This window comes from Rhodococcus sp. PSi06 (assembly GCF_054960675.1).
Window position 1 is genome coordinate 137023 of sequence record NZ_JBHNYO010000015.1, and the last position, 25881, is coordinate 162903.

At 64.9% G+C, this 25881-nt stretch carries 17 protein-coding genes; 16 read left to right on the top strand and 1 reads right to left on the bottom strand.

Annotated elements, in window-relative coordinates:
- Positions 1–194: 194 nt before the first annotated feature.
- The 16 genes from cobM (at position 195) to ACFI9K_RS19915 (ending at position 24426) form a co-directional block, all read left to right on the top strand.
- Positions 195–938, top strand: a complete 744-nt coding sequence (cobM, locus tag ACFI9K_RS19840; RefSeq protein WP_462665087.1) for a precorrin-4 C(11)-methyltransferase — start codon at positions 195–197, stop codon at positions 936–938.
- Positions 935–1684, top strand: coding sequence for a precorrin-6A synthase (deacetylating) (gene cobF, locus ACFI9K_RS19845; protein ID WP_462665088.1), 750 nt, complete (start codon positions 935–937; stop codon positions 1682–1684). The genes cobM and cobF overlap by 4 nt, the downstream gene beginning before the upstream one ends.
- A gap of 58 nt (positions 1685–1742) precedes the next feature.
- Positions 1743–2972 (top strand): UDP-galactopyranose mutase, encoded by a 1230-nt coding sequence (glf, locus tag ACFI9K_RS19850; RefSeq protein ID WP_462665089.1) that lies wholly within the window; start codon positions 1743–1745, stop codon positions 2970–2972.
- Entirely contained in the window at positions 2969–4876 is a 1908-nt protein-coding gene (locus ACFI9K_RS19855) for a glycosyltransferase (RefSeq protein ID WP_462665090.1), read from the top strand. Before glf ends, ACFI9K_RS19855 begins: the two co-directional genes overlap by 4 nt.
- Entirely contained in the window at positions 4854–5390 is a 537-nt protein-coding gene (locus tag ACFI9K_RS19860; protein WP_462665091.1) for a phosphatase PAP2 family protein, read from the top strand. The genes ACFI9K_RS19855 and ACFI9K_RS19860 overlap by 23 nt, the downstream gene beginning before the upstream one ends.
- On the top strand, positions 5387–6292 hold the full coding sequence (locus ACFI9K_RS19865) for a decaprenyl-phosphate phosphoribosyltransferase (RefSeq protein WP_462665092.1): 906 nt from the start codon (positions 5387–5389) through the stop codon (positions 6290–6292). The genes ACFI9K_RS19860 and ACFI9K_RS19865 overlap by 4 nt, the downstream gene beginning before the upstream one ends.
- Complete coding sequence (gene zomB / locus ACFI9K_RS19870) at positions 6270–8135, top strand: flagellar motor control protein ZomB (RefSeq protein WP_462665093.1); 1866 nt, start codon at positions 6270–6272, stop codon at positions 8133–8135. Before ACFI9K_RS19865 ends, zomB begins: the two co-directional genes overlap by 23 nt.
- Positions 8136–8354: 219 nt before the next feature.
- A complete protein-coding gene (locus ACFI9K_RS19875) occupies positions 8355–9380 on the top strand; it encodes an alpha/beta hydrolase (RefSeq protein WP_462665094.1) in 1026 nt (341 codons plus the stop codon).
- Between the two features lie 346 nt (positions 9381–9726).
- A complete protein-coding gene (locus tag ACFI9K_RS19880; protein ID WP_462665095.1) occupies positions 9727–10740 on the top strand; it encodes an alpha/beta hydrolase in 1014 nt (337 codons plus the stop codon).
- Positions 10741–10958: 218 nt separating this feature from the next.
- A complete protein-coding gene (locus tag ACFI9K_RS19885) occupies positions 10959–12860 on the top strand; it encodes an alpha/beta hydrolase-fold protein (protein WP_462665096.1) in 1902 nt (633 codons plus the stop codon).
- Positions 12861–12956: 96 nt separating this feature from the next.
- Entirely contained in the window at positions 12957–13505 is a 549-nt protein-coding gene (locus ACFI9K_RS19890; RefSeq protein WP_462665097.1) for a DUF732 domain-containing protein, read from the top strand.
- Between the two features lie 10 nt (positions 13506–13515).
- On the top strand, positions 13516–14472 hold the full coding sequence (locus tag ACFI9K_RS19895; RefSeq protein ID WP_462665098.1) for a cutinase family protein: 957 nt from the start codon (positions 13516–13518) through the stop codon (positions 14470–14472).
- 218 nt (positions 14473–14690) lie between these two features.
- The gene (locus ACFI9K_RS19900; protein ID WP_462665099.1) at positions 14691–15689 is read left to right on the top strand and encodes an LLM class F420-dependent oxidoreductase; all 999 of its coding nucleotides are present in this window, start codon (positions 14691–14693) and stop codon (positions 15687–15689) included.
- Positions 15690–15869: 180 nt separating this feature from the next.
- Entirely contained in the window at positions 15870–17768 is a 1899-nt protein-coding gene (gene fadD32, locus ACFI9K_RS19905; RefSeq protein WP_462665100.1) for a long-chain-fatty-acid--AMP ligase FadD32, read from the top strand.
- A gap of 43 nt (positions 17769–17811) precedes the next feature.
- Positions 17812–22878, top strand: a complete 5067-nt coding sequence (pks13, locus tag ACFI9K_RS19910) for a polyketide synthase Pks13 (protein WP_462665101.1) — start codon at positions 17812–17814, stop codon at positions 22876–22878.
- Positions 22879–22881: 3 nt separating this feature from the next.
- Entirely contained in the window at positions 22882–24426 is a 1545-nt protein-coding gene (locus tag ACFI9K_RS19915; protein WP_462665102.1) for an acyl-CoA carboxylase subunit beta, read from the top strand.
- A 183-nt stretch (positions 24427–24609) separates the two neighbouring features.
- Here the strand turns inward: ACFI9K_RS19915 and ACFI9K_RS19920 are convergent, their stop codons facing one another.
- Positions 24610–25581, bottom strand: coding sequence for a hypothetical protein (locus ACFI9K_RS19920; RefSeq protein ID WP_462665103.1), 972 nt, complete (start codon positions 25579–25581; stop codon positions 24610–24612).
- Positions 25582–25881 lie beyond the last annotated feature (300 nt).

A 25881-nucleotide genomic window follows, 5' to 3' on the forward strand; every position in this document is an offset into this window, starting at 1 on the left:
TGGTAGGTACGCGTCGTAGGATCTCCCACTGCTGAGCAACAACAATCACATCAGCAACATGAGTCCCATCAGACACAAGGCTAAACCTTAGCTTGACAGTTAGCCATCGCCGGTAGTTCCGGTGACGCGGCGCGTCGGACATGTCACCCAGGTCATTACGCAGGCTCCACTCCTGCCCACCTAGGCTTCACGCCGTGACTGTGCACTTCATCGGAGCCGGACCCGGAGCGGCAGACCTGCTCACACTGCGGGCCGTCGAGTTCCTGCGATCCAGCCCGGTGTGCGTCTACGCCGGCACCTACATCGACGACGCCATCCTCGAGCACTGCTCGCCCGGCACCCGTCTGGTCGACACCGCGACGCTCGATCTCGATGCCATCACCGCCGAACTCGTCGCGGCTGATGAACGCGGGGAAGATGTTGCGCGCCTGTGCTCGGGCGATCCATCCCTGTACTCCGCGATCGCCGAACAGTCCGCGCGGCTCGACGCCGTCGGCGTGCCCTGGGACATCACCCCGGGAGTGCCCGCCTACGCGGCCGCTGCCGCCACGTTGGGCGTCGAACTGACCGTTCCCGAGGTGACGCAATCGGTGGTGCTCACTCGCGCGCAGGCCCGCTCGACGGCCATGCCGGACACCGAGGCGCTGGCCAACTTCGCCGCCACGCGTGCGACGTTGGCGCTGCATCTGGCCATCACTCGCACTCGAATCATTGCCGACGAGCTGGCGCAGTTCTACGGTTCGGACTGCCCGGCCGCCGTCGTCTTCCATGCCAGCAAGCCCGACGAGATCGTGCTGCGCGGCACCCTGGCCGACATCGCCGACCAGGTGGAGGCCGCCGGTCTGCGGCAGGCCGCAGTAATCCTCGTCGGGCCCGCTCTGGCTCGTCGCGTCGTCGTCGAATCGCATCTGTACGACGCCTGCCGGGACCGCTCGTGAAGATCCATCTGATCGGCATCGGCGGTGGACACCCGGACCAGGTCACGGTCCAGGCCGTTGACACATTGCGGTCCGTGGACGTCTTCATCGTGGCCGACAAGGGCGCGTCCGTCGGCGATCTGGGCGCCGCCAGGCAGGCGTTGCTCGCGCGACACCACGGCGGCAGCTACCGGGTGATCGAGGTACCCGACCCCCCGCGTGACCGGTCACCCCGGCAGTACGAGAACGCGGTTCTCGATTGGCACGACGCCCGGGCCCGTGCCTACGCCGAGGTACTCGACGGCCTGGACGAGGGCAGCGTCGTCGGTTTCCTCGTCTGGGGCGACCCGGCGCTCTACGACAGCACGATCCGCGTCGTCGAGCGCGTAGCCGAGCTGCGCGGCGACATCGAGTTCGATGTCACACCGGGCATCTCCAGCGTGTCCATGCTGGCTGCGAGTCACCGCCTCGTGCTCAACCGCATCGGCGGCCCGATCGTCATCACCACCGGCAGAAACTTGGCGGCCGACGTCGCCGCCGGGCTGGACAACCTCGTGGTCATGCTCGACGGCAACCTGGCCTGCAGTGCGCTGACCGGCGCGGGGTGGGGAATCCACTGGGGTGCCAACCTCGGCACAGTCGACGAGAGGCTGGTGGCGGGACCACTCGACGACGTGCTCGCCGACATCCGCCGAGCCCGCGACGAGGTCAAGGCGGCGCACGGCTGGGTGATGGACACGTACCTGCTTCGACGCCTGGCCGAATGACGCCGGGCGGTGCCTGGTGGGGTGGAGCCGTCACGATCGTCGGATACCCTGGTTGCCCGTGACTGCTGTGAGCTCCGAGACCACCTCTTCCGACGCCTCCGCGACCGGCCGCTACGACTTGATCGTCGTCGGATCCGGGTTCTTCGGACTGACCGTGGCTGAACGGGCGGCGTCCCAGCTGGGTAAGCGTGTTCTGGTTCTCGACCGGCGGCACCACCTGGGCGGCAACGCGTACTCCGAGGCCGAGCCCGAGACGGGTATCGAGATCCACAAGTACGGTGCGCACCTGTTCCACACCTCCAACAAGCGGGTGTGGGACTACGTCAACCAGTTCACCGACTTCACGAGCTACCAGCACCGCGTCTTCGCGCTGCACAAGGGTCAGTCGTACCAGTTCCCGATGGGCCTGGGGCTGATCTCACAGTTCTTCGGAAAGTTCTTCTCCCCGGACGAGGCGCGGGCGCTGATCGAGGACCAGTCCAGTGAGTTCGACTCCAAGGACGCGCAGAACTTCGAGGAGAAGGCGATCTCGCTGATCGGCCGTCCGTTGTACGAGGCGTTCATCCGGGACTACACGGCCAAGCAGTGGCAGACCGATCCGAAGACGCTGCCCGCGGGCAACATCACCCGGTTGCCGGTGCGCTACACCTTCGACAACCGCTACTTCAACGACACCTACGAGGGTCTGCCGGTCGACGGTTACACCGCGTGGCTCGAGAACATGACGCGCGACGAAAAGATCGACGTCCGCCTGAACACCGACTGGTTCGATGTTCGCGACGAGCTGGTCGCGGAGAGCCCGAACGCCCCGATCGTCTACACCGGGCCGCTGGACCGCTACTTCGACTACTCCGAAGGCGAACTGGGTTGGCGCACGATCGATTTCGAGACCGAGGTGCTTCCGGTCGGTGATTTCCAGGGCACGCCGGTGATGAACTACAACGACGACGACGTCCCGTTCATCCGTATCCACGAGTTCCGGCACTTCCACCCCGAACGCGACTACCCGACCGACAAGACCGTCATCATGCGCGAGTTCTCCCGGTTCGCGAAGAGCGGCGACGAGCCGTACTACCCGATCAACACCCCCGACGACCGCGCCAAGCTCGAGGCCTACCGCGACCGAGCCAAAGCCGAAGCGGCCTCGAGCGGAGTGCTGTTCGGTGGCAGGCTCGGCACCTACCAGTACCTCGACATGCACATGGCCATCGCAAGCGCGCTGAACATGTACGACAACACCCTGGTTCCGCACTTCGAGACCGGCGCACCGCTGGCAGGCGACAAGTGACCGCCAAGCACCTGCTCGAGGATGGAGTGGCGGACGTGGCACCGGTGCTCGGGAAGTCGCTGCTGCAGCGTGTGCTGCTACCCCGTTCGGGTGAGCCGCTCGACGTGCGCACGTTGTACCTCGAAGAAGCGACGACCAACGCCAAACGCGCACATTCGCTTTCGCGTACCTCGCTCAATATCGGTGCCGAGTCCGAGGTGTCGTTCTGCACCTACTTCAACGGATTCCCGGCGAGCTACTGGCGTCGCTACAGCATCCTGACGTCCGTGGTGCTGCGCGTCGAGGTGTCCGGGCACTGTCGAATCGACGTGTACCGCTCCAAGGCCGACAGCTCCCGCATCCACGTCGAAGGCCGCGAGGCCGTGGACGGCGATGCGGCACAAGAGTTTCTGATCGACCTCGGTCCCTTCGAGGACGGCGGCTGGATCTGGTTCGACATCACCTCCGATTCCGAGGTGGTCCTCGAGAGCGCAGGGTGGTACGCGCCCATCGACGCCCCGGGTGAGGCGACCGTCGCCGTCGGCATCCCCACGTTCAACCGTCCGACGGATGCCGTCAAAGCGCTTGTGGCGCTCGGCTCGGACCCGCTGGTTCTCGACGTGATCCAGGCCGTCATCATGCCGGATCAGGGCACTCGCAAGGCCAAGGACGAGCCCGGTTTCGACGAGGCCGCAGCCGCCCTCGGTGGTCGTCTCGCCATCCACGATCAGGCCAACCTCGGCGGATCCGGCGGCTACAGCCGCATCATGTACGAGGCGCTGAACAACACTGCCTGCCAACACATTCTGTTCATGGACGACGACATCGAGATCGAACCCGACTCGATCCTGCGGGCGCTGGCGATGTCGCGTTTCGCCAAGGTTCCCACGCTCGTCGGCGGCCAGATGCTGAACCTGCAGGCGCGCAGTCACCTGCACGTCATGGGCGAAGTGATCGACCGCAGCAACTTCATGTGGACGGGCGCGCAGAACGTCGAGTACGACCACGACTTCTCCGAGGACCCGCTGCGCACCAGCAAACTGCTGCACCGACGCATCGACGTGGACTACAACGGCTGGTGGATGTGCATGATCCCGCGGGTCGTCGCGGAGGAACTGGGGCAGCCACTGCCGCTGTTCATCAAATGGGACGACGCCGAATACGGCCTGCGGGCACGGGAAGCGGGCTACCCGACGGTGACCCTGCCCGGTGCCGCGATCTGGCACATGGCGTGGAGCGACAAGGACGACGCCATCGACTGGCAGGCGTACTTCCACCTCCGCAACCGCCTCGTGGTCGCATCACTGCACATGCCCGGTGACGGCAAAGGCCTGGTACTGGACACGATCAAGGCCACCGTCAAGCACCTGCTGTGCCTCGAGTACTCGACGGTGGCGATTCAGAACCTCGCTATCCGAGACTTCCTGGCCGGCCCCGAGCACATTCTCGAGATCCTCCCCACGGCGTTGCCGACGGTGCACGCACTGCGCAAGGAATTCCCCGACGCCGTCGTCGTCGGCAGCTCCACGGAACTGCCCCTGGCCTCGGGCGAAGAAGTGGGAGCCGTCGGCGAGCCGACCAACCCGATCTCGAAGGTTCGCCGCCTGGCAAAAGGCTTGCTGCACAACGTCAAACCCGCACACGAGCAGCACCACGACCGACCGCAGCTCAACGTTCCGACGCTCGACGCCCGCTGGTTTCTGCTCTCTCAGGTGGACGGCGTCACCGTCACCACTGCCGACGGCCGGGGCGTCGTCTACCGCAAGCGAGACCGCGCGCAGGCCGCGGCGTTGCTCAAGGAAGCACTGTCGTTGCGCAAGCAGTTGGCAGCGGAATTCCCTGCACTCAAGGCCCGCTACCGCGACGCCGTGCCACACCTGACCAGTAAGGAAACGTGGGAACGTGTCTTTCGTTACCAGGCGTAAAGGCCAGGCCGAGTCGCCGACCGAAGTGCGGATCCTCGAAAAGGTTCAGAGCACCGTAGGCAGCGCGCCCGGCGCGATCTCGGTCGCGCGCGGGATGTCGCACTTCGGTGAACACGCTCTCGGCTGGGTTGCGGTCGCCGGCGTCGGCGCTGCACTCGACGCACCGCGGCGACGGCAGTGGGCATCGGTCGCCGTGGGTGCCGTCGGCTCCCATGCGGCGTCGATCGTCATCAAGCGCATCGTGCGACGGCCCCGTCCCCACGACCCGGCCGTGCGCATCAACGTCTCGACGCCCAGCAAGCTGAGCTTCCCGTCGTCGCACGCGACATCCACCACAGCGGCCGCGGTTCTCCTCGGCCGTGTGACCGGGCTACCGTTACCGGCGGTCCTCGTCCCACCCATGCTGCTCTCGCGCTTGGTGCTCGGAGTCCATTACCCCACCGATGTGCTGGCCGGATCGGCACTAGGCGCGTTGACGGCTGCGGCCGTCGTGAAGTTCGAAGGAGACAAATGAGCGAGGATGCCGCACCCGTAGGCGCACCGCCGAAGAATCTGGCGGACGGCATCGTCAAGGCGCTGCGCCCGCGTCAGTGGGTGAAGAACGTTCTCGTCCTCGCCGCGCCACTCGCGGCCGGCTCGGTCACCGAGCAGGACGTCCTGCTGTCCGTCGCGCTGGCGTTCGTCGTGTTCTGCTTCGCCGCGTCCGGCGTCTACCTCGTCAACGACGCCATGGACGTCGAGGCCGACCGCGCGCATCCCACCAAGCGGTTCCGACCGATCGCCGCGGGTGTGCTGCCCGTCAACCTCGCCTACGCGATGGCTGTGGTCTCCCTCGGTCTCGCCATCGGCCTGTCGTTCCTGGCGAACTGGAAGCTGGCGCTGGTCATCGGCGTCTACATCGCCATTCAGCTGGCGTACTGCTTCGGCCTCAAGCATCAGGCCGTGCTCGACATCTGCATCGTCTCGTCCGGATTCCTGCTGCGTGCCATCGCCGGCGGTGTCGCAGCCTCCATCCCGCTCTCGCAGTGGTTCCTGCTGATCATGGCGTTCGGATCGCTGTTCATGGCGGCCGGCAAGCGCTACGCCGAGCTGCAACTGGCCGAACGCACCGGGGCCAAGATCCGTAAGTCGCTCGAGAACTACACCACGACGTACCTGCGCTTCGTGTGGACGCTGTCCGCCACGGCCGTCGTCATCTGCTACGGATTGTGGGCTTTCCAACAGGACGCCGAAACGGACTCCAACTGGTTCGCCATCTCGATGATTCCGTTTACCATCGCAATCCTGCGATACGCAGTGGACGTAGACGGCGGCGAGGCAGGCGAACCCGAAGAGATCGCGTTGGGAGACAGGGTTCTGCAGCTACTCGCCATAGCGTGGATCGGAGTGGTTGGTGTCGCTGTCTACCTCGCCTGACCAGCGAGATACACGGGAAGAAGCCCTCGCTAGGGGCTCGCTGACCAGGCCGGTCTTCTGGGTCGGGGCCGCGGTCACCGGAGTGTTGTTCCTGTGGGGTGCGTGGGAGCGACGCTGGATCGCCGACGACGGCCTGATCGTCCTGCGTACCGTCCGCAACCTGCTGGCCGGAAACGGTCCCGTGTTCAACGCGGGCGAGCGGGTCGAGACCAACACCAGCACCATCTGGACCTACCTCGTGTACGCAGGCAGCTGGCTGAGCGAGGGACGCCTCGAGTACGTGGTGCTGACGATCGCGCTCGTACTGTCCACCGCTGCCGTCGTCATCGCGATGATCGGCACGTTCTCTCTTCGCGGCCGCACCGCGAAGCGGACTCTGTTCCTTCCCGCAGGCGTCCTGGTCTACATCGCGGTTCCGCCCGCCCGCGATTTCGCGACGTCGGGGCTCGAGACCTGCCTGGTCATCTTCTGGTTGGCAACGCTGTGGTTGCTGATGGTCCGCTGGGGCCAGCGCCGCGGCGGTGGCGTCGAACTGCTGTTCCTGGCTTTCTTCGCCGGTCTCGGCCCGCTGGTGCGTCCGGAACTGTCGATCGTGGCCGTGTTCGCACTGGCGATGATCTTTCTGGCTCCGCAGAGCTGGTTGTCCAGGTTCCGAGTCTTCGCCGTCGCCGGTGCGGTTCCGGTGCTTTACCAGATCTGGCGCATGGGGTACTACGGTCTGCCGTACCCCAACACCGCGGTGTCGAAGGATGCCGGCGGAGCCAAGTGGGCGCAGGGGTTCACGTACCTGTCCAATCTGGTGGGGCCGTACCTACTGTGGTTGCCGCTCGCACTTCTCGTCGTCGGAGCGGTGCTGTCGCTATCGCGAATTCGACTGTCGTTACCCCGCTCGCTCGGCGGCTGGTTCGCAGCACTGCGGACGCCCACTGCCGTCGTCGTGTTCGCTCTGATCAGTGGATTCGTTCTCGCCGTGTACGCCATTCGAGTGGGCGGCGATTTCATGCACGGGCGGACGCTGCTCCCGGCATTGTTCACGCTGTTGTTACCGATATCGGTGTTGCCCGTCGCCCTGCCGAAACGCTGGTCCGCAGACCGCGCGTCGGCGGTATTCATCGCCGATCTGGTCATCTGGGTCGGCATCGTCGTGTGGGCCTTCGCGGCCGCGAACACGACGGGAATGCCGACGGGCTCGATCGTCGGCCGGAGCGGCATCGTCGACGAACGAGCCTTCTACTCGCTCAACACCGGGCACGCTCACCCGATCCTGGCCACGGACTACCTCGACTACCCGCGGATGCGTGCGATGGTCGAGGCGATCGACGACACCCCCGACGGCGGCCTGCTGTTGCCGTCGGCGCAATTCACCTACTGGGACGTCGTGCCGCCGCCGCTACCCATCCCCGAGGGTGGGTTCGGTCACACCGTGTACTTCCTCAACCTCGGAATGACCAGCATGAACGTCGGCCTCGACGTGCGGGTCATCGACCAGATGGGGCTGGCGTACCCGCTGGCGTCGCACACCGAGCGGCTCGAGAACGGCCGGATCGGGCACGACAAGAACCTCTATCCGGACTGGGTCGTCGCAGATCTGGGACTGGTCGCGGTTCACCCGTTCCTGCCCTGGTACATGGACGAGGATTGGGTCACCGAGGCTCAGGTGGCACTGACCTGCCCCGATACCGAGGAATTGATGACGTCGTACCGAGCGCCGTTGACAAAAGATCTGTTCGTGCGCAACCTCAAACGCTCGTTCTTCTACGCCGGATATCGATTCGACCGAGTGCCGAAATACGAAATACAGAGATGTGATCTTCCGGCTCCGATTCTGAAAGCCGATAATTAGATGTCCGGACACGAAAGAGTCACCGGGTTGCGCCGAGTTGGTCTCGACGCCAAGATGAGCTATCTCAATTGTGTAACGGAGGACGTACTTCGCGCGACATGTGCGAAGGATATGTATGCGAACGACCTGTAGGGCCGATCGACAGACATGATGAACATGCGAGATCACGCGTTGATTGCGTAACCGATGAGACGATGAAGCAGCTGAGAGGTCGAGTGCATGCTGGGTAGATGGAAGAGCCGGTCCGCGGGTAAGCGTGGGGGCGACGAGCGAACGGGGTCATGGGGACGCCGCGCCGCCACGTCCATGCTGATGGCGGTGGTCCTCCCACTGGGATTGGCTGTCGCCGGCGGTGGCGCAACTGCCAACGCAGCATTCGACCAAAACGCCATGGATTTCTGGACGGACTCGAGCATGGGCCCGATCAAGAGCCGGGTGTGGAAGGCAGCGGACGGCAACACCAACCGCGTCGTCTACCTGCTCGACGGCCTCCGCGCGACGACCGACATCTCGGGCTGGGAGCACGAGACCGACGCCGGAGCAGTGCTGGCCGCCTACAACATCAACGTCGTCGAGCCGGTCGGCGGACAGTCGAGCTTCTACTCCGACTGGTACGCACCGTCGAACTTCAACGGTCAGAAGACCACCTACAAGTGGGAAACCTTCCTGACGCAGAATCTTCGCCAGAACCTGGCCGCACAGCTGGGCTTCAATCCCAACCGCAACGGTGTCATCGGCATCTCCATGGGCGGTTCCGCTGCTCTGACGCTCGCTGCTTACCACCCCGATCAGTTCAGCTACGCGGGCTCGCTGTCCGGCTACCTGAACATCTCTGCTCCGGGCATGCGCGAAGCGATGCGTCTGGCGCTGCTGGACTCCGGTCGCTACAACATCGACGCGATGTGGGGACCGCCGTGGGATCCGGCGTGGCTGCGTAACGACCCGTTCGTCTTCGCGCCCCGCCTGCGCGACAACGGCACGCGGGTGTGGGTCTTCGCGGGTAGCGGTCTGCCCGGCGGTCTCGATCGCCCGCAGAGCTTCATCGACTACTACAACACCGCCAACGGCATGGGCCTCGAGGCCATCGCTTTGGCGAACAGTCGCGCCTTCCAGATCCGCATGGCGAGCATCGGTGCCAACAACGTCACCTATGCGTTCCCGGCCGTCGGTACCCACCAGTGGGGCTACTGGGGCGAGCAGATTCGCGTCATGGCACCGGATCTCAGCGCCAACATCGGTAATTGACCGTCCGCAGAACATTTCGGTCGTTTCGCCCGTTTTTCTGCCCTTAGTGATAACTCACGACTTTTCAGGGCTGTTCAGCAGGGACGACGCAGGATAGTCTCCTGTTTCGGGGAAACGGCGAGATGAAACTGCGACGGTGATCACAGTTTTGCCTTGGAACCGCTCGATGGAATAACCTCCATCGAGCGGTTCTCCTGTTCTCAGCAGAACCTCAGTTTCTCGGGGCTCAGGTCCTGTCCGACTCAGAGCTTCACCTCGGCCTCACGGGGCCACCAGTTCGCCCTGTTCGATTGCCGGGGGCCGCTACCGCAGCGGAGACCGCGTAGATGAAAGAGAGCACCACCGCATGCGATTTGCCGGCCTCAGCAGTACACCGAAGGCCTCGTCACGCTGGCGTCAGCGCCTGCTCGGCGTCGGCGCAGCAGCGCTCGTTCTGCCCATCGCGGCCGGTGTCGTCGGCGGGGCTGTCGCAGTCGCGGCACCTGCGCCCGTCGTGCACCAGACTCCTGCCGGTGGCCGCGAAGACCTGATCGTTCCGTCCGAGATGGGACCCATCAAGGTTCAGGTGCAGTGGGCGGCGCGCGGCGGCAACGCTGCTCTCTACTTGCTCGACGGCCTGCGTGCCCGTGACGACCGCAACGCGTGGACGTTCGAGACCAACGCGCAGGACCAGTTCGCCAACGACGACGTGACCCTCGTCATGCCTGTCGGTGGACAGTCCAGCTTCTACAGCGACTGGTACACCTCGTCGAACTTCAACGGCCAGGAAGTCACCTACAAGTGGGAGACGTTCCTGACCGAGGAGCTCCCGGCGTTCCTCGAGAACTACGGTGTCTCGCGCAGCAACAACGGTGTTCTCGGACTGTCGATGGGTGGTTCGGCCGCTCTGACGCTCGCCGCGTACCACCGCGATCAGTTCAAGTTCGCCGGCTCGCTCTCGGGCTACCTCAACATCTCCGCGCCCGGCATGCGTGAGGCCATCCGCGTTGCGATGCTCGATGCGGGCCGCTTCAACGTCGACTCCATGTGGGGACCGCCGTGGAACCCGGCGTGGCTGCGCAACGACCCGTTCGTCTTCGCTCCGCGTCTGCAGGGTCTGTCGCTGTACATCTCCGCAGCCAGTGGCCTGCCCGGCCAGTTCGATCACCCGGCCGCACCGATCGATTTCTACAACACGGCCAACGGCATGGCGCTCGAAGCGATCTCCCTCGCCAACACCCGTGCATTCCAGATCCGCATGGGCGCGCTGGGTATCCCCGCCACCTACAGCTTCCCGGCCAACGGCATCCACGCCTGGCCGTACTGGGGAGCCGAGCTGTGGAAGGCGCGCACCCAGATCCTGGACGCGCTCAACGCCTGATCTCAGGTAGTCGATGCTCGGAAAATGCCGCCCTGCGTTCACGCGCCGGGCGGCATTTTCCGGTTTCGGTACGATCGGTTTCTCCACCTCTGTTCACAATTGCACCATCCGTCACAGCGCGTCTGCTGTCCGTCGCCACCCGGCACGTGTAGAAAGACATACGAAGCATGTCTCCTCACGAGACCTTCGAGAGTTCACGTCGAAAGAGAGTCACCATCATGCGCACTGGGCTTGTTCGATTCGGTCGGATCACATCGGCCGGCTCACGGGCCGGGCGAGCGGCAGCAGTAGTGGCCGTCGTATCCGCGCTGACGATCCCTCTGGCGACGACCACGGTGGCCGCTGCAGCCCCGGTTGCCCACGCAGCCCCGGTGGCGCAAACCGGCCCCGCGTACACCCAGACCGGTGGAGCGACCGTCACCTCGGTGGACTGGCTGTCCGATCGTCGCGTCGCACTGTGGATCCAGTCGCCGTCGATGGGCACTCCCATCCAGGTTCAGCTGCTCCTCGCGCGTGACTGGAACATCAACCCGCAGGCCACGTTCCCGCAGGTGTACATGCTCGATGGCCTGCGTGCGACCGATCAGGAGAACGGCTGGACGGCCGAGACCGACGCCGAGTCGTACTTCGCCGACAAGAACGTCAACGTGGTTCTCCCCATCGGTGGCCAGTCCAGCTTCTACTCCGACTGGGTCGATCAGGACAACGGCAAGAACTACCAGTGGGAGACGTTCCTGACCAAGGAACTCCCGCCCATCCTCGCCAAGGACTGGCGCAGCACCGACACCCGCGGAGTCGTCGGACTGTCGATGGGCGGCACCTCGGCCATGTTCCTCGCCGCGCGCAACCCCGGCTTCTTCACGTTCGCCGGCTCGCTCTCGGGCATCCTGACCACCACCTCGCTCGGCATGCCACAGGCGATTCAGTACGCGATGACCGACGCCGGCGGGTACAACTCCAGCGCGATGTGGGGATCACCGTCCAATTCACTGTGGGCACAGCATGATCCGTACCTGCTCGCCGACAAGCTGAAGGGCGTCAGCCTCTACATCTCCAGCGGCAACGGCTCCACCGGGCCCTACGATCAGCCGTCGCCCATCCCGGGCGTGAGCACCAACTACGCCGGCATGGGCCTCGAGATCCTCTCGCGGTTGACCTCGCAGACCTTCGCCACCAAGCTCAACCAGCTCGGTATCCCGGCTCAGGTCAACTACCGGCCGTCGGGCACGCACTCGTGGCCGTACTGGCAGTTCGAGCTGCACCAGCTGTGGCCGCAGCTCGCCACCGCCCTCGGTGTCGAGGTCGACAAGCCCGCATGCACCGTCGCCGGAGCGATCGGAAATGCGAGCGGTGCCAACTCGTGGCTCGGCCCCTGCCTCACCGAGGAGTACAACGTCGCAGGCGGACGCGCTCAGGACTTCACGTTCGGCCGCGTCTTCTTCACCCCGGACACCGGCGCGCAGGTGGTTGCCGGCGCAATCGGCGGTATCTACCAGGGCAACAAGGGCCCCGAGGGCGCGCTCGGATTCCCGAAGACCGGAGAGATCGGTACCCCCGACGGTCGTGGACGGTTCAACGCCTTCCAGAACGGCATGGTCTACTTCACGCCGCAGACCGGCGCACATGTCGTCAAGGGACCTGTGCTCGACGAGTGGGCAGCCCAGGGCTACGAGGGCGGGCCGCTGGGTTACCCGGTGCTCGACGAGATCGTCACACCGAACAAGCCCGGCTCGGTTCAGGGATTCGAGATCGGTGCCATCTACACCTCGGCCGACGCCGGAGTGCATTCCGTGCAGGGCATGATTCTCGGCAAGTACGGTGAATTGGGTTGGGAGAGTGGACCTCTCGGGTTCCCCAAGTCCAACGAAATCGGCCCCATCCGGGACGGCGGACGCTTCAACCAGTTCGAGACAGGCAACATCTACTGGAGCCCGGTCACCGGTGCCTGGTCCACTCCGTACGGTCCGATCTTCGACGCCTGGGGATCGGTCGGCTACGAGGGAGGCCGTCTGGGCTACCCCACCAGCGATCAGTTCGACATCGACGGTGGCGGCAAGCAGCAGAACTTCCAGTTCGGCATCATCACCGTCAAGGACGGCGTGGCCACGATCGCTCCGTGACCGAGGGAGTGCTCTGGAGCCGATCACGGCTTCAGAGTTCTCTCAGAGCGTGGCTGTACGCTCGCCTGCGACCCGACGACCGAAGGATTTCGATCGATGACGCGTAACTCTCTGGCCAGAACTCTGTCTCTCGGTGTGATGGCCGCTGCGGCGAGCGCGATGCTGGTGGCCTGTGGAAGTGACGACTCGACGGCCACCGGAGCCCCGACCACAACCACCACCTCTGCTGCCGAGACGACGACCGAGGCGAGTTCGACGACATCGGCGGCCGAAAGCACCACCGCGGCTCCGACCACGAGCCCGGGTGAGGCGGCCACTGCGCCGCCGGAGCAGCCGCAACCTGTCCCGGACGATTTCCCGGGCCCGACCGAGAGCCAGATCGACGATCGCGGTGAGAGCTTCCTCAACGAGCTGAAGAGCAAGGGCATCACGCCGGCGGGCAACGGCGACATTGCGGTGTCGACGGCCAACTACATCTGCGCGGCGCAGGCTCAGGGTGTGGCGGCGGACGAAATCTCCACCTTCGTCACCGCCAATGTCGGCGTCGAGGCCAGTGCGGCCGGGACACAGATGAACGAGACGCAGGCCCAGCAGGCCGCCCAGACCTACATCGCCGCCGCGCAGGCGACGTACTGCAAGCCGTAGTCCGACGGTGATGGCCAAAAGTAAGCGCAGAATCCTCCCGGTGATCGCCGCTGCGGTGATCGTCGGGTTGATCATCGTCGCACTGTGGTACCTGCTCGCCGGACGGTTGCCGAAGGGGCCGGACAGTCCGGTGCCTCCGCCGGGGCCGGAAGAGCCCACGTCGCAGCCCGCGGATTGTCCCGACGTGCAGGTGATCGCGATTCCCGGTACGTGGGAGTCCTCGTCCACCGACGATCCGTACAACCCGACGGCGAACCCCCTGTCGCTGATGCTGAACGTCACGCGTCCGCTGCAGGAGCAGTTCCCCGGGTCACGCGCCGACGTCTACACCGTGCCGTACGTGGCTCAGTTCTCGAATCCCATCGCTCTGCCACCGGACGGCCAGCAGTCCTACAACAACAGCCGCACCGAGGGGAAAGCTGTTGCCGTGCAGAAGATCACCGATGTGAGTGCGCGGTGCCCGCTCACCAATTTCGTTCTCGCGGGCTTCTCCCAGGGTGCCGTCATCTCCGGCGATATCGCGTCCGACATCGGTGCGGGCAACGGCCCCATCTCCGCCGATCGTGTTCTCGGCGTGACTCTCATCGCCGACGGTCGACGCGACGGAGTGTCGGGTACCGACGTTCCGGCCCCGCTCGACGGCGTCGGTGCCGAGGTGGCCCTCGGGGGACTCGACCTACCGGGTATCACCATGACGGGGCGTCGGGACGGCGGGTTCGGTGCGCTCGACGATCGGACCAATCAGATCTGCGCACCCGGAGACTTGATCTGCGCTTCCCCGTCGGACGGGTTGTCGCTGCGCAACATTCCGCAGAGCATCCAGATCCTGATCGGTGCCGCCGGTAACCCCGTGCACGCGTCGTACAACAGCTTCGTCGTCGACGGCTCCGGAACGACGGCAACGGCGTGGACAGCTGCGTGGGCTGCCGGGCTGATCGAGAGTGCCCCGACGCCCGCACATTCGTAAGTGCCGGTCGGTTTATAACGGACACATCACAATACGGCGTGTCGCTGACTATTGCTGCCCACAAACCTGAGCCCGGCAACCCCCAGCCGGTGGGATCCATTCCGGTGAGCGGCTAGAGTGACGCCTTGGACCAGCGCAGATCGGCTCCGGCCGGCTGCCCACCGACCAGTTGCTGTCGACACAGCCGAACGCTCGAAGACCCCCGAGGAGAGCATTAGATGAGTTCCGCCGAGGCCGCGATCGCCGGGCCGCGTAAATTCCGATTCGCAGCAGGCGGAGAGGGAAACGCCGAGGAGGGCGGGGCTCGGAAGTTCATCAAGCTGGCGCAGCAGGCCGAGGAACTGGGCTACGACAGTTTCATGATTCCCGACCACCTCGGCAATCAGGTCGGTCCCATCGCAGCTCTCGGTGCGCTCGCCGTCGCCACCGACAAGATCCGGCTCGGCACGGCAGTGTTGGCGAACGGCTTCAGGCATCCCGCGGTGCTCGCCAAGGACGCGGCCACCATCGATGTGCTCTCGGGTGGGCGACTCGAACTCGGTCTCGGTGCCGGCTGGATGCGCGAGGAGTACGACAAGGCCGGCATCACGTACGACCGTCCTGGAGTACGTATCGAGAAGCTCGAGGAAACCCTCGAAATACTCGACGTTCTGCTGCGCGGGCAGGAGTGCAATTTCGAGGGCAAGCACTACACGATCACCGGTCTCAAGGGCAGCCCTCGTCCGCGGCAGGGGCCACGTCCGCCGATCTGTATCGGTGGCGGCGGACCGAAGATGCTCGCGTTGGCGGCCAAGTACGCAGACATCATCTCCGTGGTGCCGAGCACCTCGAAGGAAGGCAAGCTGCTGCTGTCGGGCATGACCATCGAGAAGACCCTCGAACGGGTCGAGCTGATTCGCGCCGCGGCCGGGGACCGGTTCGACGACATCGAACTCAACTGGGCGATCACGACCATCGTCGTGACCGACGATCGCGAGCAGATGGCCGAGATGGCTCTGGCCGCTCTCGACAACGGCTACCCGCCGAATGTGGACGTCGACGTCAAGTTGACTGTCGAGGACATTCTGTCGTCTCCATACCTCGCATTCGGGACATACGAGGAGATCGCCGATCAGATCCGTAACGTTCGTGCGCGAACGACGATGTCTTATGTCGGGGTTTTCCCCACCCAAATGGAGGCATTCGCGCCGGTTGTCGACTTGCTGAAAGGCGAGTGACGCTGGTGCGTGTCGGTACCATGTAGCTGGTTTCGATGCCAGGTGCCGAACCGACACCGCCAGAGCTACCACTAAGTAACATTGATCGCTGTTCGGTGTCTGTTTTCTTTCAGCCGAGCGTGTTGGACCAGGTCACGCAGGCTGTACGGCAGCGGATTCGTGTCGGAGGAGATTGAAGTAATGAGCCATAGTTTCGATGATTTCATCGATGAGAACGGCCACATCACCATCGGTGAAGGGCAGACCCTCGTCCGCCATGTCGAGGTGAACGTCCAAGAGAACGCCGACACGCTCGCGTACCGGTTCGTCGACTACTCCCGTGAGCGCGACGGCGAAGCTCACGAATTGACCTGGTCCGAATTCGGAATTCGCCTCAAGGCCGTTGCGGCTCGCCTGCAGCAGGTCACCCAGCCCGGTGATCGAGTAGCGATCCTCGCCCCCCAGGGGCTCGAGTACGTCATCGCCTTCTTCGGTGCGATCTACGCCGGCACCATCGCTGTGCCGCTGTTCGACCCGGACGAGCCCGGCCACACCGACCGCCTGCATGCAGTCCTCGGTGACTGCAAGCCCAGCGCCATCCTCACGGCGAGCAACTCGGCGGCCGGAGTGCGTGCGTTCTTCCGTGCCCTGCCCGCCGCAGAGCGTCCCCGGATCATCGCCGTCGACGCTGTTCCGGACAGCGTGGGCGAGACGTGGGTCGAGCCCACGGCCACGCTCGACGACATCGCCTATCTGCAGTACACCTCCGGCTCCACCCGAACCCCGGCCGGCGTCGAGATCACCCACCGCGCGGTCGGCGTCAACGCGCTGCAGATGGTCGACAGCATGGAGATCAACCACGATTCGCGCGGCGTCACCTGGCTGCCGATGTTCCACGACATGGGTCTGCTGACGGTCATCCTCCCGGCGCTCGGCGGCAAATACATCACGATCATGAGCCCGCGCGCGTTCGTGCAGCGCCCATGGCGCTGGATCAAGGAACTCGCTGCTGTGTCCGACGGTGCCGGCACGTTCGCGGCTGCACCGAACTTCGCATTCGAGCATGCCGCCCAACGTGGCCTGCCGAAGAACGGCGAGAGCCTGGACCTGTCGAACGTCATCGGCCTGATCAACGGCAGTGAGCCCGTGACGACGTCGTCGATGAAGAAGTTCAACGACGCCTTCGGCCCCTACGGCCTGCCGAAGTCCGCCATCAAGCCGTCCTACGGCATGGCCGAGGCCACACTGTTCGTCTCGACCAGTAACCACGCCGACGAGGCCAAGGTCGTCTACGTCGATCGCGTCGAGCTCAATGCAGGCAACTTCGTGGTGGTCGCCCCCGACGCGCCCGGCGCCATCCCGCAGGTGTCCACCGGCACCGTCGCCCGCAGCCAGTGGGCCGCGATCGTCGATTCCGACACCGCCACCGAGGTCGCCGACGAGCACGTCGGCGAGATCTGGCTGCACGGCGAGAACATCGGTCAGGGCTACTGGGGTCGTGAGACCGAGACCTCCGAGACCTTCCACAACAAGCTCGTTCATCGCAACCCCGAGGGCTCGCACGCGGACGGTGCTCCCGAGGGTGGCAACTGGATGCGCACCGGCGACTTCGGGGTCTACCACGACGGCGAGCTCTACATCACCGGTCGCGTCAAGGATCTCGTCATCGTCGACGGCCGCAATCACTACCCGCAGGACATCGAATTCTCGGCCCAGGAAGCCAGCAAGGCACTGCGTCCGGGATTCGTCGCGGCGTTCGCCGTCCCGCTCAACCAGCTCCCCGACATCGTGTTCGAGTTCAGCGGCGCCGCCCTGACCAAGGACTCCGACGACAGCTCCGAACAGCTCGTCATCGTCGCCGAGCGCGCACCCGGCTCCGGCAAGGCAGACCCGCAACCGATCGCCGACGAGGTACGGGCAGCGGTGTCCGCGCGTCACGGCGTCACGGTGCGCGACGTCCTTCTCGTGCCCGCGGGTTCCATCCCACGTACGTCGAGCGGCAAGATCGCCCGTCGAGCCTGCAAGGCGGCCTACATCGAGGGCACGCTCCGCGGTGGCTACCAGCAGACTGCGTTCCCGGACGCCGAACTGCCCGACTGATCTCTGGGCCTCCCGTTTCCTTCGATACATAGCTTGGTGAGTGATGGCTGAACAAGAGACAGACAAGATCCAGAGTGCGGACGGGACGGACCTCACGGTCGCCCAGCTGCGGGATTGGCTACGCAACTGGGTTGCGGACGCGACCGGGCAGCCGGCGTCGGCCATCTCCGACGACCGTCCGATGGAGGAATTCGGTCTGTCCTCCCGCGATGCCGTCGCGCTGAGCGGGGAGATCGAAGAGCTGGTGGGGGTCACGCTGACCGCCACCGTCGTCTATCAGCACCCCACCATCGCCTCGCTCGCCAAGATCATCATCGAAGGCGAACCCGATGAGCCGGTCGGCACCGTCGACGACGCCTTCTACACCAGCGGAGTCCAGTCGGGAGATGCCCACGACATCGCAATCGTCGGCCTGTCGTCACGCTTCCCCGGGACCGGACACACTCCGGAAGAGATGTGGTCTCTGCTCATCGAGGGCCGCGACGGCATCACCGATCTACCCGAGGGGCGGTGGAAGGAATTCACCTCCGATCCCGTCATCGCCGCAGCCGTCGACGCGACGGTCACCAAGGGTGGCTACCTCGACGACGTCAAGACCTTCGACGCCGAGTTCTTCGCGATGTCGCCCAACGAGGTCGTCAACGTCGACCCGCAGCAGCGGCTCGCGCTGGAACTGACGTGGGAAGCGTTGGAGCACGCGCACATTCCGGCCAGCTCGGTCAAGGGCAGCCAGGTGGGCGTCTTCATCGGTAGCTCGTCCAACGACTACCAGCTCATCGCCGTCAGCGATCCGGCCGTGCATCCCTACGCGCTCACCGGCACGTCCACTGCCATCGTCGCCAACCGCGTGTCGTACTTCTACGACTTCCGCGGGCCGTCGATCGCTGTCGACACCGCCTGCTCGTCCTCGCTGGTTGCCGTGCACCAGGCGGTGCGCAGCCTGCGTACCGGCGAATCCGATCTCGCCGTGGCGGGTGGCGTCAACATGCTGCTCGCGCCGCCGATCACCGTCGGATTCGGCCAGACGGGCGTGCTGGCACCCGATGGCAGGATCAAGGCCTTCTCCTCCGACGCGAACGGCATGATCCGCTCCGAAGGTGGCGGACTGGTGGTGCTCAAGCGACTCGAAGACGCCGAGCGCGACGGTGATCAGGTCCTCGCCGTCATCGCTGGATCCGCCATCAACCAGGACGGTCGCTCCAACGGCCTGCTGGCCCCGAACCCGGACGCGCAGGCCGACGCCCTGCGTTTCGCATACCGCGACGCCGGCATCAACCCGTCGGGCGTGGACTACATCGAAGCGCACGGCACCGGCACCATCCTGGGTGATCCCATCGAGGCGGACGCACTCGGACGAGTGGTCGGCCGAGGGCGCGACGCAGACAAGCCGGCCCTGCTGGGTTCGGCGAAGACCAACTTCGGACACCTCGAATCTGCCGCAGGCGCAGCAGGATTGATCAAGGTCGTCCTCGCGATGCAGGCGAACAAGCTGCCCGCGTCGCTGAACTATGTGGGCCCCAACCCGTACATCGACTTCGACAAGGCGCACCTGAAGGTCATCCCGGAGGCGACCGACTGGCCGCGCTACACCGGCAAGGCCGTCGCAGGCGTCTCCGGCTTCGGCTTCGGCGGCACCAATGCGCATGTCGTCGTGCGCGAATACGTGCCGGGTGAGGCCTCCGCCGAATTCGATCCTGCTGCCGTGGATCCGGAGGCCGCTCTCGTCGAGGGTGTCACCGATTCGGCCGGTGAGGAACTGCCGATCGTTGCGGATCCCGAGCCTGTAGCTGCTGTCGGTCCTGTTGCTGAATCCGGTACTCCCGATACCGAAACGGGCCCGGAGACAGTGATTCTCGCCGTCTCTGCCGCGTTGCCGTCGCGCCGTAAGCGGGCCGCATCCGAACTGGCGGACTGGCTCGAGACCGAAGTGGGCAGCACGACGCCTCTCGTCGACGTGGGCCGCACGTTGGCTCGCCGCAACCACGGACGTTCGCGCGCAGTGGTTCTCGCATCCACCACCGCCGAGGCCATCGCCGGATTGCGTGCCATCGCCGCAGGCAAGCCGGGCCCCGGCGTGTTCTCCGCCGATTCCCCCGCGTCCAACGGCGCGGTGTGGGTGTTCTCCGGCTTCGGCTCGCAGCACCGCAAGATGGCCTCGCGGCTGTACCGGACCAACGCCGTGTTCGCCGCCGAGGTGGACAAGGTGGACGAGCTTCTCGTCGACGAGGCCGGCTACTCCATCCGCGAGATCATCCTCGACGACTCGCAGACCTACGAGTTCGAGAACTCTCAGGTCGCTATCTTCGTCATCCAAATCGCCTTGGCCGCAACACTTCGCGCGCACGGTGCCGAGCCGGCCGCCGTCATCGGCCACTCGATGGGTGAGGTCGCGGCCGCATACGTCGCCGGCGGCCTGAACCTCGAAGACGCCGTCCGCATCATCTACGCCCGCTCACGGCTGCTGGCCGAGGGCCAGGACGGCCTCGGAGCAGCGTCGCAGGGTGCCATGGCGCTCGTCGAGTACACCCCCGACGAGGTCAAGACCCTCACCGATCAGTTCCCGCACGTGGAGCCCTGCGTCTACGCCGCACCGACGCACACCACCGTCGGTGGACCACGCGCCGAGGTCGAAGCCCTCGTCGCCAAGGCCGAGGCCGCAGGCAAGATGGCCCGCCTACTCGACGTCAAGGGTGCCGGCCACACAGCGGCAGTCGACGTACTGCTCGGCGAGCTGGCTGCAGAACTCGCCGGAATCGAACCGACCAAGCTCACCGCCGGGGTCTACTCCTCGGTCGATCGTGAGGCGCACTATCGCGTCGGGCATGCGGCGATCCACGGCGTCGAATACTGGACCAAGGGAATGCGTCACCCGGTCTGGTTCACCCAGGCCGTCAATGTCGCTGTGGGAGACGGGCACACGACGTTCGTCGAGCTCGCGCCCAATCCGGTGGCGCTGATGTCGGTGGCGGCCACGGCATGGGCTGCGGGTGTCGCGGACTCGACTCTGATCCCCACACTCAAGCGCAAGGAAGACGAAGCCGACACGTTCCTGGCCGCGCTCGCGCAGCTCTACGTGCACGGACACGCGCTGGAATTGGCGACACTGTTCGAGTCCGGTCCTTACGCCGCCATCCCGCGTACTGCGTACCTGCGCAAGGAATTCTGGCTCAACTCGCAGGTCAGCTCCAGCGGCAACGCGCGGGTGCCGGGCGCACGCGTCGCGCTGCCCGACGGCCGCCACGTCTGGGAAGTTCAGGCCTCGGCCGTCACCGGCTTCGACGCGCTCGTCACGGCTGCTGCGACGCAGGTGTTCTCCGATGTGGCCCTGGGTGTTTCGGTGTCCCATGCCGCGGTGCCGAAGGTGGGCACGGTCGTCACCACGTTGACCTCGCACCTCGGCGGCGCATCGGTTCAGGTGCACGCCCATGAGGGTTCGGCGTTCACGTTGCTGCACGAGGCCGTCGTCACCTCCGGTGATGTGCGTCCGGAACCTGTTGTCGCGGTGGAGCAGCCGTCGTCGTCTTCTCCGATGGAAGAGCTGCCCGAGGTCGTCGAGACGTTCGGTGATCGCTGGGATCCCAACGGCAACCAGAAGCTCGAAGACCGATTGGCGATCATCGTCGCAGAGTCCATGGGCTACGCGCCCGAGGATCTGCCGCCCGAGGTTCCGCTGATCGAGCTCGGTCTGGATTCGCTCAGCGCCGTTCGCATCAAGAACCGCGTCGAGTACGAATTCGACATTCCCACAGTGCAATTGCAGGCCGTGCGTGATGCGAACCTGCGCGAGGTGGAGAAGTACCTGCGCTACGCGATCGAGAACCGCGACGAGGTGCAGGCGCTGGCAGACAAGCAGGCGGCCGAAAAGGCTGCCGAGCAGGCCGCCGAAAGTGGCGCGACTGCACGCGAAGAAGCCCTGGAAACGGCCGTCGCCGCACCGGAGACCGCGGTGCCGAGTGCGGAATACCAACCCGCGCCGGTGGTTGCGGCGCAGACCGACCTCGGTGGCAAGGAAGCGTTCGCCGAAGCCGCCGGATCCGACGTGCCCCCGCGCGACAACGCCGAACGGATGACGTTCGCGACTTGGGCAGTGGTGACCAAGGAATCGGCCAAGGGCATCTTCAACACGCTGCCGATTCTCGACGACGAGACGGCCGAGAAGTTGGCTGCGCGTCTGACCGAGCGGGCCGGCGGCGAGATCACTTTCGACGACGTCCTCGATTCCGAAACCATCGAGCAGCTCGCAGACAAGGTTCGCCCGCACCTCGAAGACGGTGAGATCGACGGAGTGGTGCGCAACCTGCGTGCTCGCCCCCAAGGCTCCACTGCCACACCGGTGTTCGCGTTCCACTCGGCCGGTAGCTCCACCGTCGCCTACGAGCCGCTGCTGCGGAAGTTGCCTGCGGGCACGCCGATGTACGGCCTCGAGCGCGTCGAAGGACCCATCGCCACGCGTGCGGCCGAGTACGTGCCGTTGATCAAGGCGATCCAGCCCGAGGGGCCGTACGTGTTCGTCGGTTGGTCGCTCGGCGGCATCCTCGCCTACGAGGTCGCGCGTCAGATGGAGGAGGAGGGTATCGAGGTCGCCTACGTCGGGCTGCTCGACACCGTCATGCCGGGCACCGCGATCCCGGACACCAAGGACGAGGTGCGCAAGCGCTGGGAGCGGTACGCCGCATTCGCGAAGAAGACGTACAACGTCGACTACCCGATTCCCTACGACAAGTTGGTCGATTCCGACGACGAGGGTCAGATTCGCATCATCACCGACCTGGTCAAGCTCAGTGGCGCAAAGATTCCCGGCGGAATCATCGAGCATCAGCGCACCTCCTGGCTCGACAATCGTGCGATCCAGACGGCCGAGCTGAAGGAGTACGGCGGTCACGTGACGCTGTACCTGGCCGACAAGTACCACGACGACGCGATCGCTCTCGAGCCCGCGTACGCCACCCGCGAAGAGCACGGTGGTTGGGGACCAGTGGTGAAGGACCTGGAGATCGTCTACGTCGGAGGCGATCACCTGGCGGTCGTCGACGAGCCGTACATTGGAAAAATTGCGGCCCATCTGTCGAAGACGCTCGAGAACATCGAGTCTGCAAGAACCGGAGCGTAGATCTTGAGTGGTACCACTGCGGAGAAGCTGGCCGAACTACGAGCGAGGCTCGAACTGGCCAAGGAACCGGCCGGCGAGATCGGGATAGCGAAGCGCGCGAAGAAGGGCATCCCCAGTGCCCGCGACCGCGTCAACTCGTTGCTCGATCCCGGTAGCTTCGTCGAGATCGGCGCATTGGTGAAGGCCCCCAACGATCCCGGTGCTCTCTACAGCGACGGCGTCGTCACCGGCCACGGGACCGTCGACGGCCGCCCCATCGCAGTGTTCTCGCATGATCAGACCGTGTTCGGCGGAACCGTCGGCGAGATGTTCGGCCGTAAGGTCGCCGGCATCATGGATTTCGCGATCAAGATGGGTTGCCCGGTCGTCGGCATCAACGACTCCGGTGGAGCTCGCGTGCAGGACGCCGTCACCTCGCTCGCCTGGTACGCCGAACTGGGCCGACGCCACGAAGCACTCTCCGGTCTGTGCCCGCAGATCTCGCTGATCCTCGGTAAATGCGCCGGCGGGGCGGTCTATGCGCCCATCAACACCGACATCGTCGTCGCCACCGAAGAGGCGTACATGTTCGTCACCGGTCCGGACGTCATCAAGTCCGTCACCGGCGAGGATGTCAGCCTCGACGACCTCGGTAGCGCCCGCGTCCAAGCCATCAACGGCAACGTGCACCATGTGGCTGCGGACGAGAAGGCCGCGTTCGACTGGATCCGCAACTACCTGAGCTACATGCCGTCGAGCTGCCAGGAAGAGTCGCCGGTGATCAATCCGGGACTCGAGCCGGAGATCACCGACTCCGATCGCAAGCTCGACTCGTTCATGCCCGACGCAGACAACGCCGGTTACGACATGCGCGACATCATCATGCGCATCTTCGACGATGGTGAATTTCACGAACTCTCGGGTCAGACTGCACCGAACGTGATCACCGGCTTCGCTCGCGTCGACGGTCGTCCGGTGGGAATTGTCGGTAATCAGCCGATGCACTTGTCCGGAGCGCTCGACGCCAAGGCAGCGGACAAGGCTGCACGATTCATTCGACTCAGCGATGCGTACAACATCCCGATCATCTTCCTCGTCGACACACCCGGATTCCTGCCCGGCGTGGACCAGGAAACGCTCGGCGTCATCCATCGCGGTGGCCGCTTCATCTTCTCGTTCGTCGAAGCGACGGTGCCGAAACTGACTGTGGTGATTCGTAAGTCGTACGGCGGCGGATACGCGGTAATGGGCTCGAAGCAGCTCGGATCCGACATCAACCTCGCCTGGCCGACGGCCCGCATCGCCGTCATGGGCGCCGAGGGTGCCATCAACATCATGAGTCGCAAGCAACTCGCCGAGGCAGGCGAGAACGCACCGGCCCTGCGCAAGCAGCTGATCAACTTCTACAACGAGCATGTGGCAACACCCTGGATCGCGGCCGAGCGTGGTTACATCGACGCCGTCATCGAGCCGTCGCAGACCCGCCTCGAAATCCGCAAGGCGTTGCACATTCTCAAGGACAAAGAAGTGATCAAGAGTCCGCGCAAGCACTCGTTGTTGCCGATCTAGTCCGATCCAGATGGGCTCGGGTAGCTCCGGCTGCCGGTGGTCGGGGTCGCTCCGCTCCCTTTTGGGATCAATGTGGCTCCCAGTCGCTCAGATTGCAACAAAGTCGCATTCATTCATCGGGCTGTATGACCCAGAAGCGAATGAATGTGACTTTGTTGCAGTCGAAGCGCCTGTAAGGGACATTCATCCGATGGACGTCGCATTCAGGCGAAGAACAAGGTTCGGACGGGGTCGGGCCAGAGCCTGTTGGTAACCGGCGCGAAGATCCGCGAGCACGCGCTGAGGGTTGTCCCGGATGTCCTGCGGCAGGTGTGACACCACGATCGCACCGTGACGCTGCATGAGAGCTCGGCGCGCCATGGTTTTCGCATGGTCGATCGGGGAGAGGTGATGGGCGAGCGAGTCTATCTCCCACCCGAAGCAGATTGCGTCCACGAATCCGTCGGGACTGCCGAGAAACGTTCCGTCGGCGGCGAAGAGGCGAGCGTTGTGAATCATCGGTGGCAGTCCGCTCGACAGGTAGAGGCGTTGAGCGTCCGCCTCGGCGACGGAGTGAGCGTTTGCGCCCAAATCCCTGATCGCCAGCCGTGTCGATGCGCTGTATCGTCTTGGTCCCTCCGCCAACTCGGCAGCCAGATCTTCCAGTGACGCCGCGCCCCGTCGGAGAATCTCGGCGATCAAGGCTGTGCACTGGGACCGCTTGCGGAGCGCCCGAGTGGCGTCGACGACGCTCCGGGTTACGGGAGCGCATCGTGGCCCGTGCTCGAATGCGGCCTCGGGCATCCGCCACGTGCGTTCGCATCGCACGAACTTCAGGGATGCCCGTTGCATCTCGTTCGGCACAAGGATGTGAACTTCGTTCGAGGGTGGATTCGGGCCCAAGCCGTGGACGCTCAACGCCGCATTCCCGGTGAGGATGCTGTGTGGCCCGCCGTACGCCAATGCCGCAGCAATTCGCTGCTGGTGAGACGGATAGCCGTTGTACAACAGCACCACCCCCGGCAACAAATGCTGCCAGGGCCCACCGTTCGCACATCTGCCCGTAACAGTTCCGTCCGCGACACCAGCTGCGCGTAGCTGTGCCCTTGTCACGACGCCGTGATCGGCGACGTCCTCGAGTATCGATAGGTCTGTGGCCCAAGCTCCCCGTTTCATGCCTCGACTGTCGAACGCGACACCGACACTCCGACGTCCGAAAGAGTCGTTCACGGGTGCCCTGTGGATCACCGCCGAAGTTGTGCACAAGTGCATCGACCGGTGGCGTCCACGCCGGACATCGTCGGGGATGAGTGCTAGGCATCCATTCTGCGGGCACCACACCCACCCCCTTCCGAATGAATGTGGCATTCAGTTGCACTGGACCCCGTGGGTTGGACTGGTTAATGGAAATCCTAGGCCGCGAGGGCCTGGGCTCGGTATCGCACCGGGCTCAGGCCGTCGAGGCGTAGCGAGATG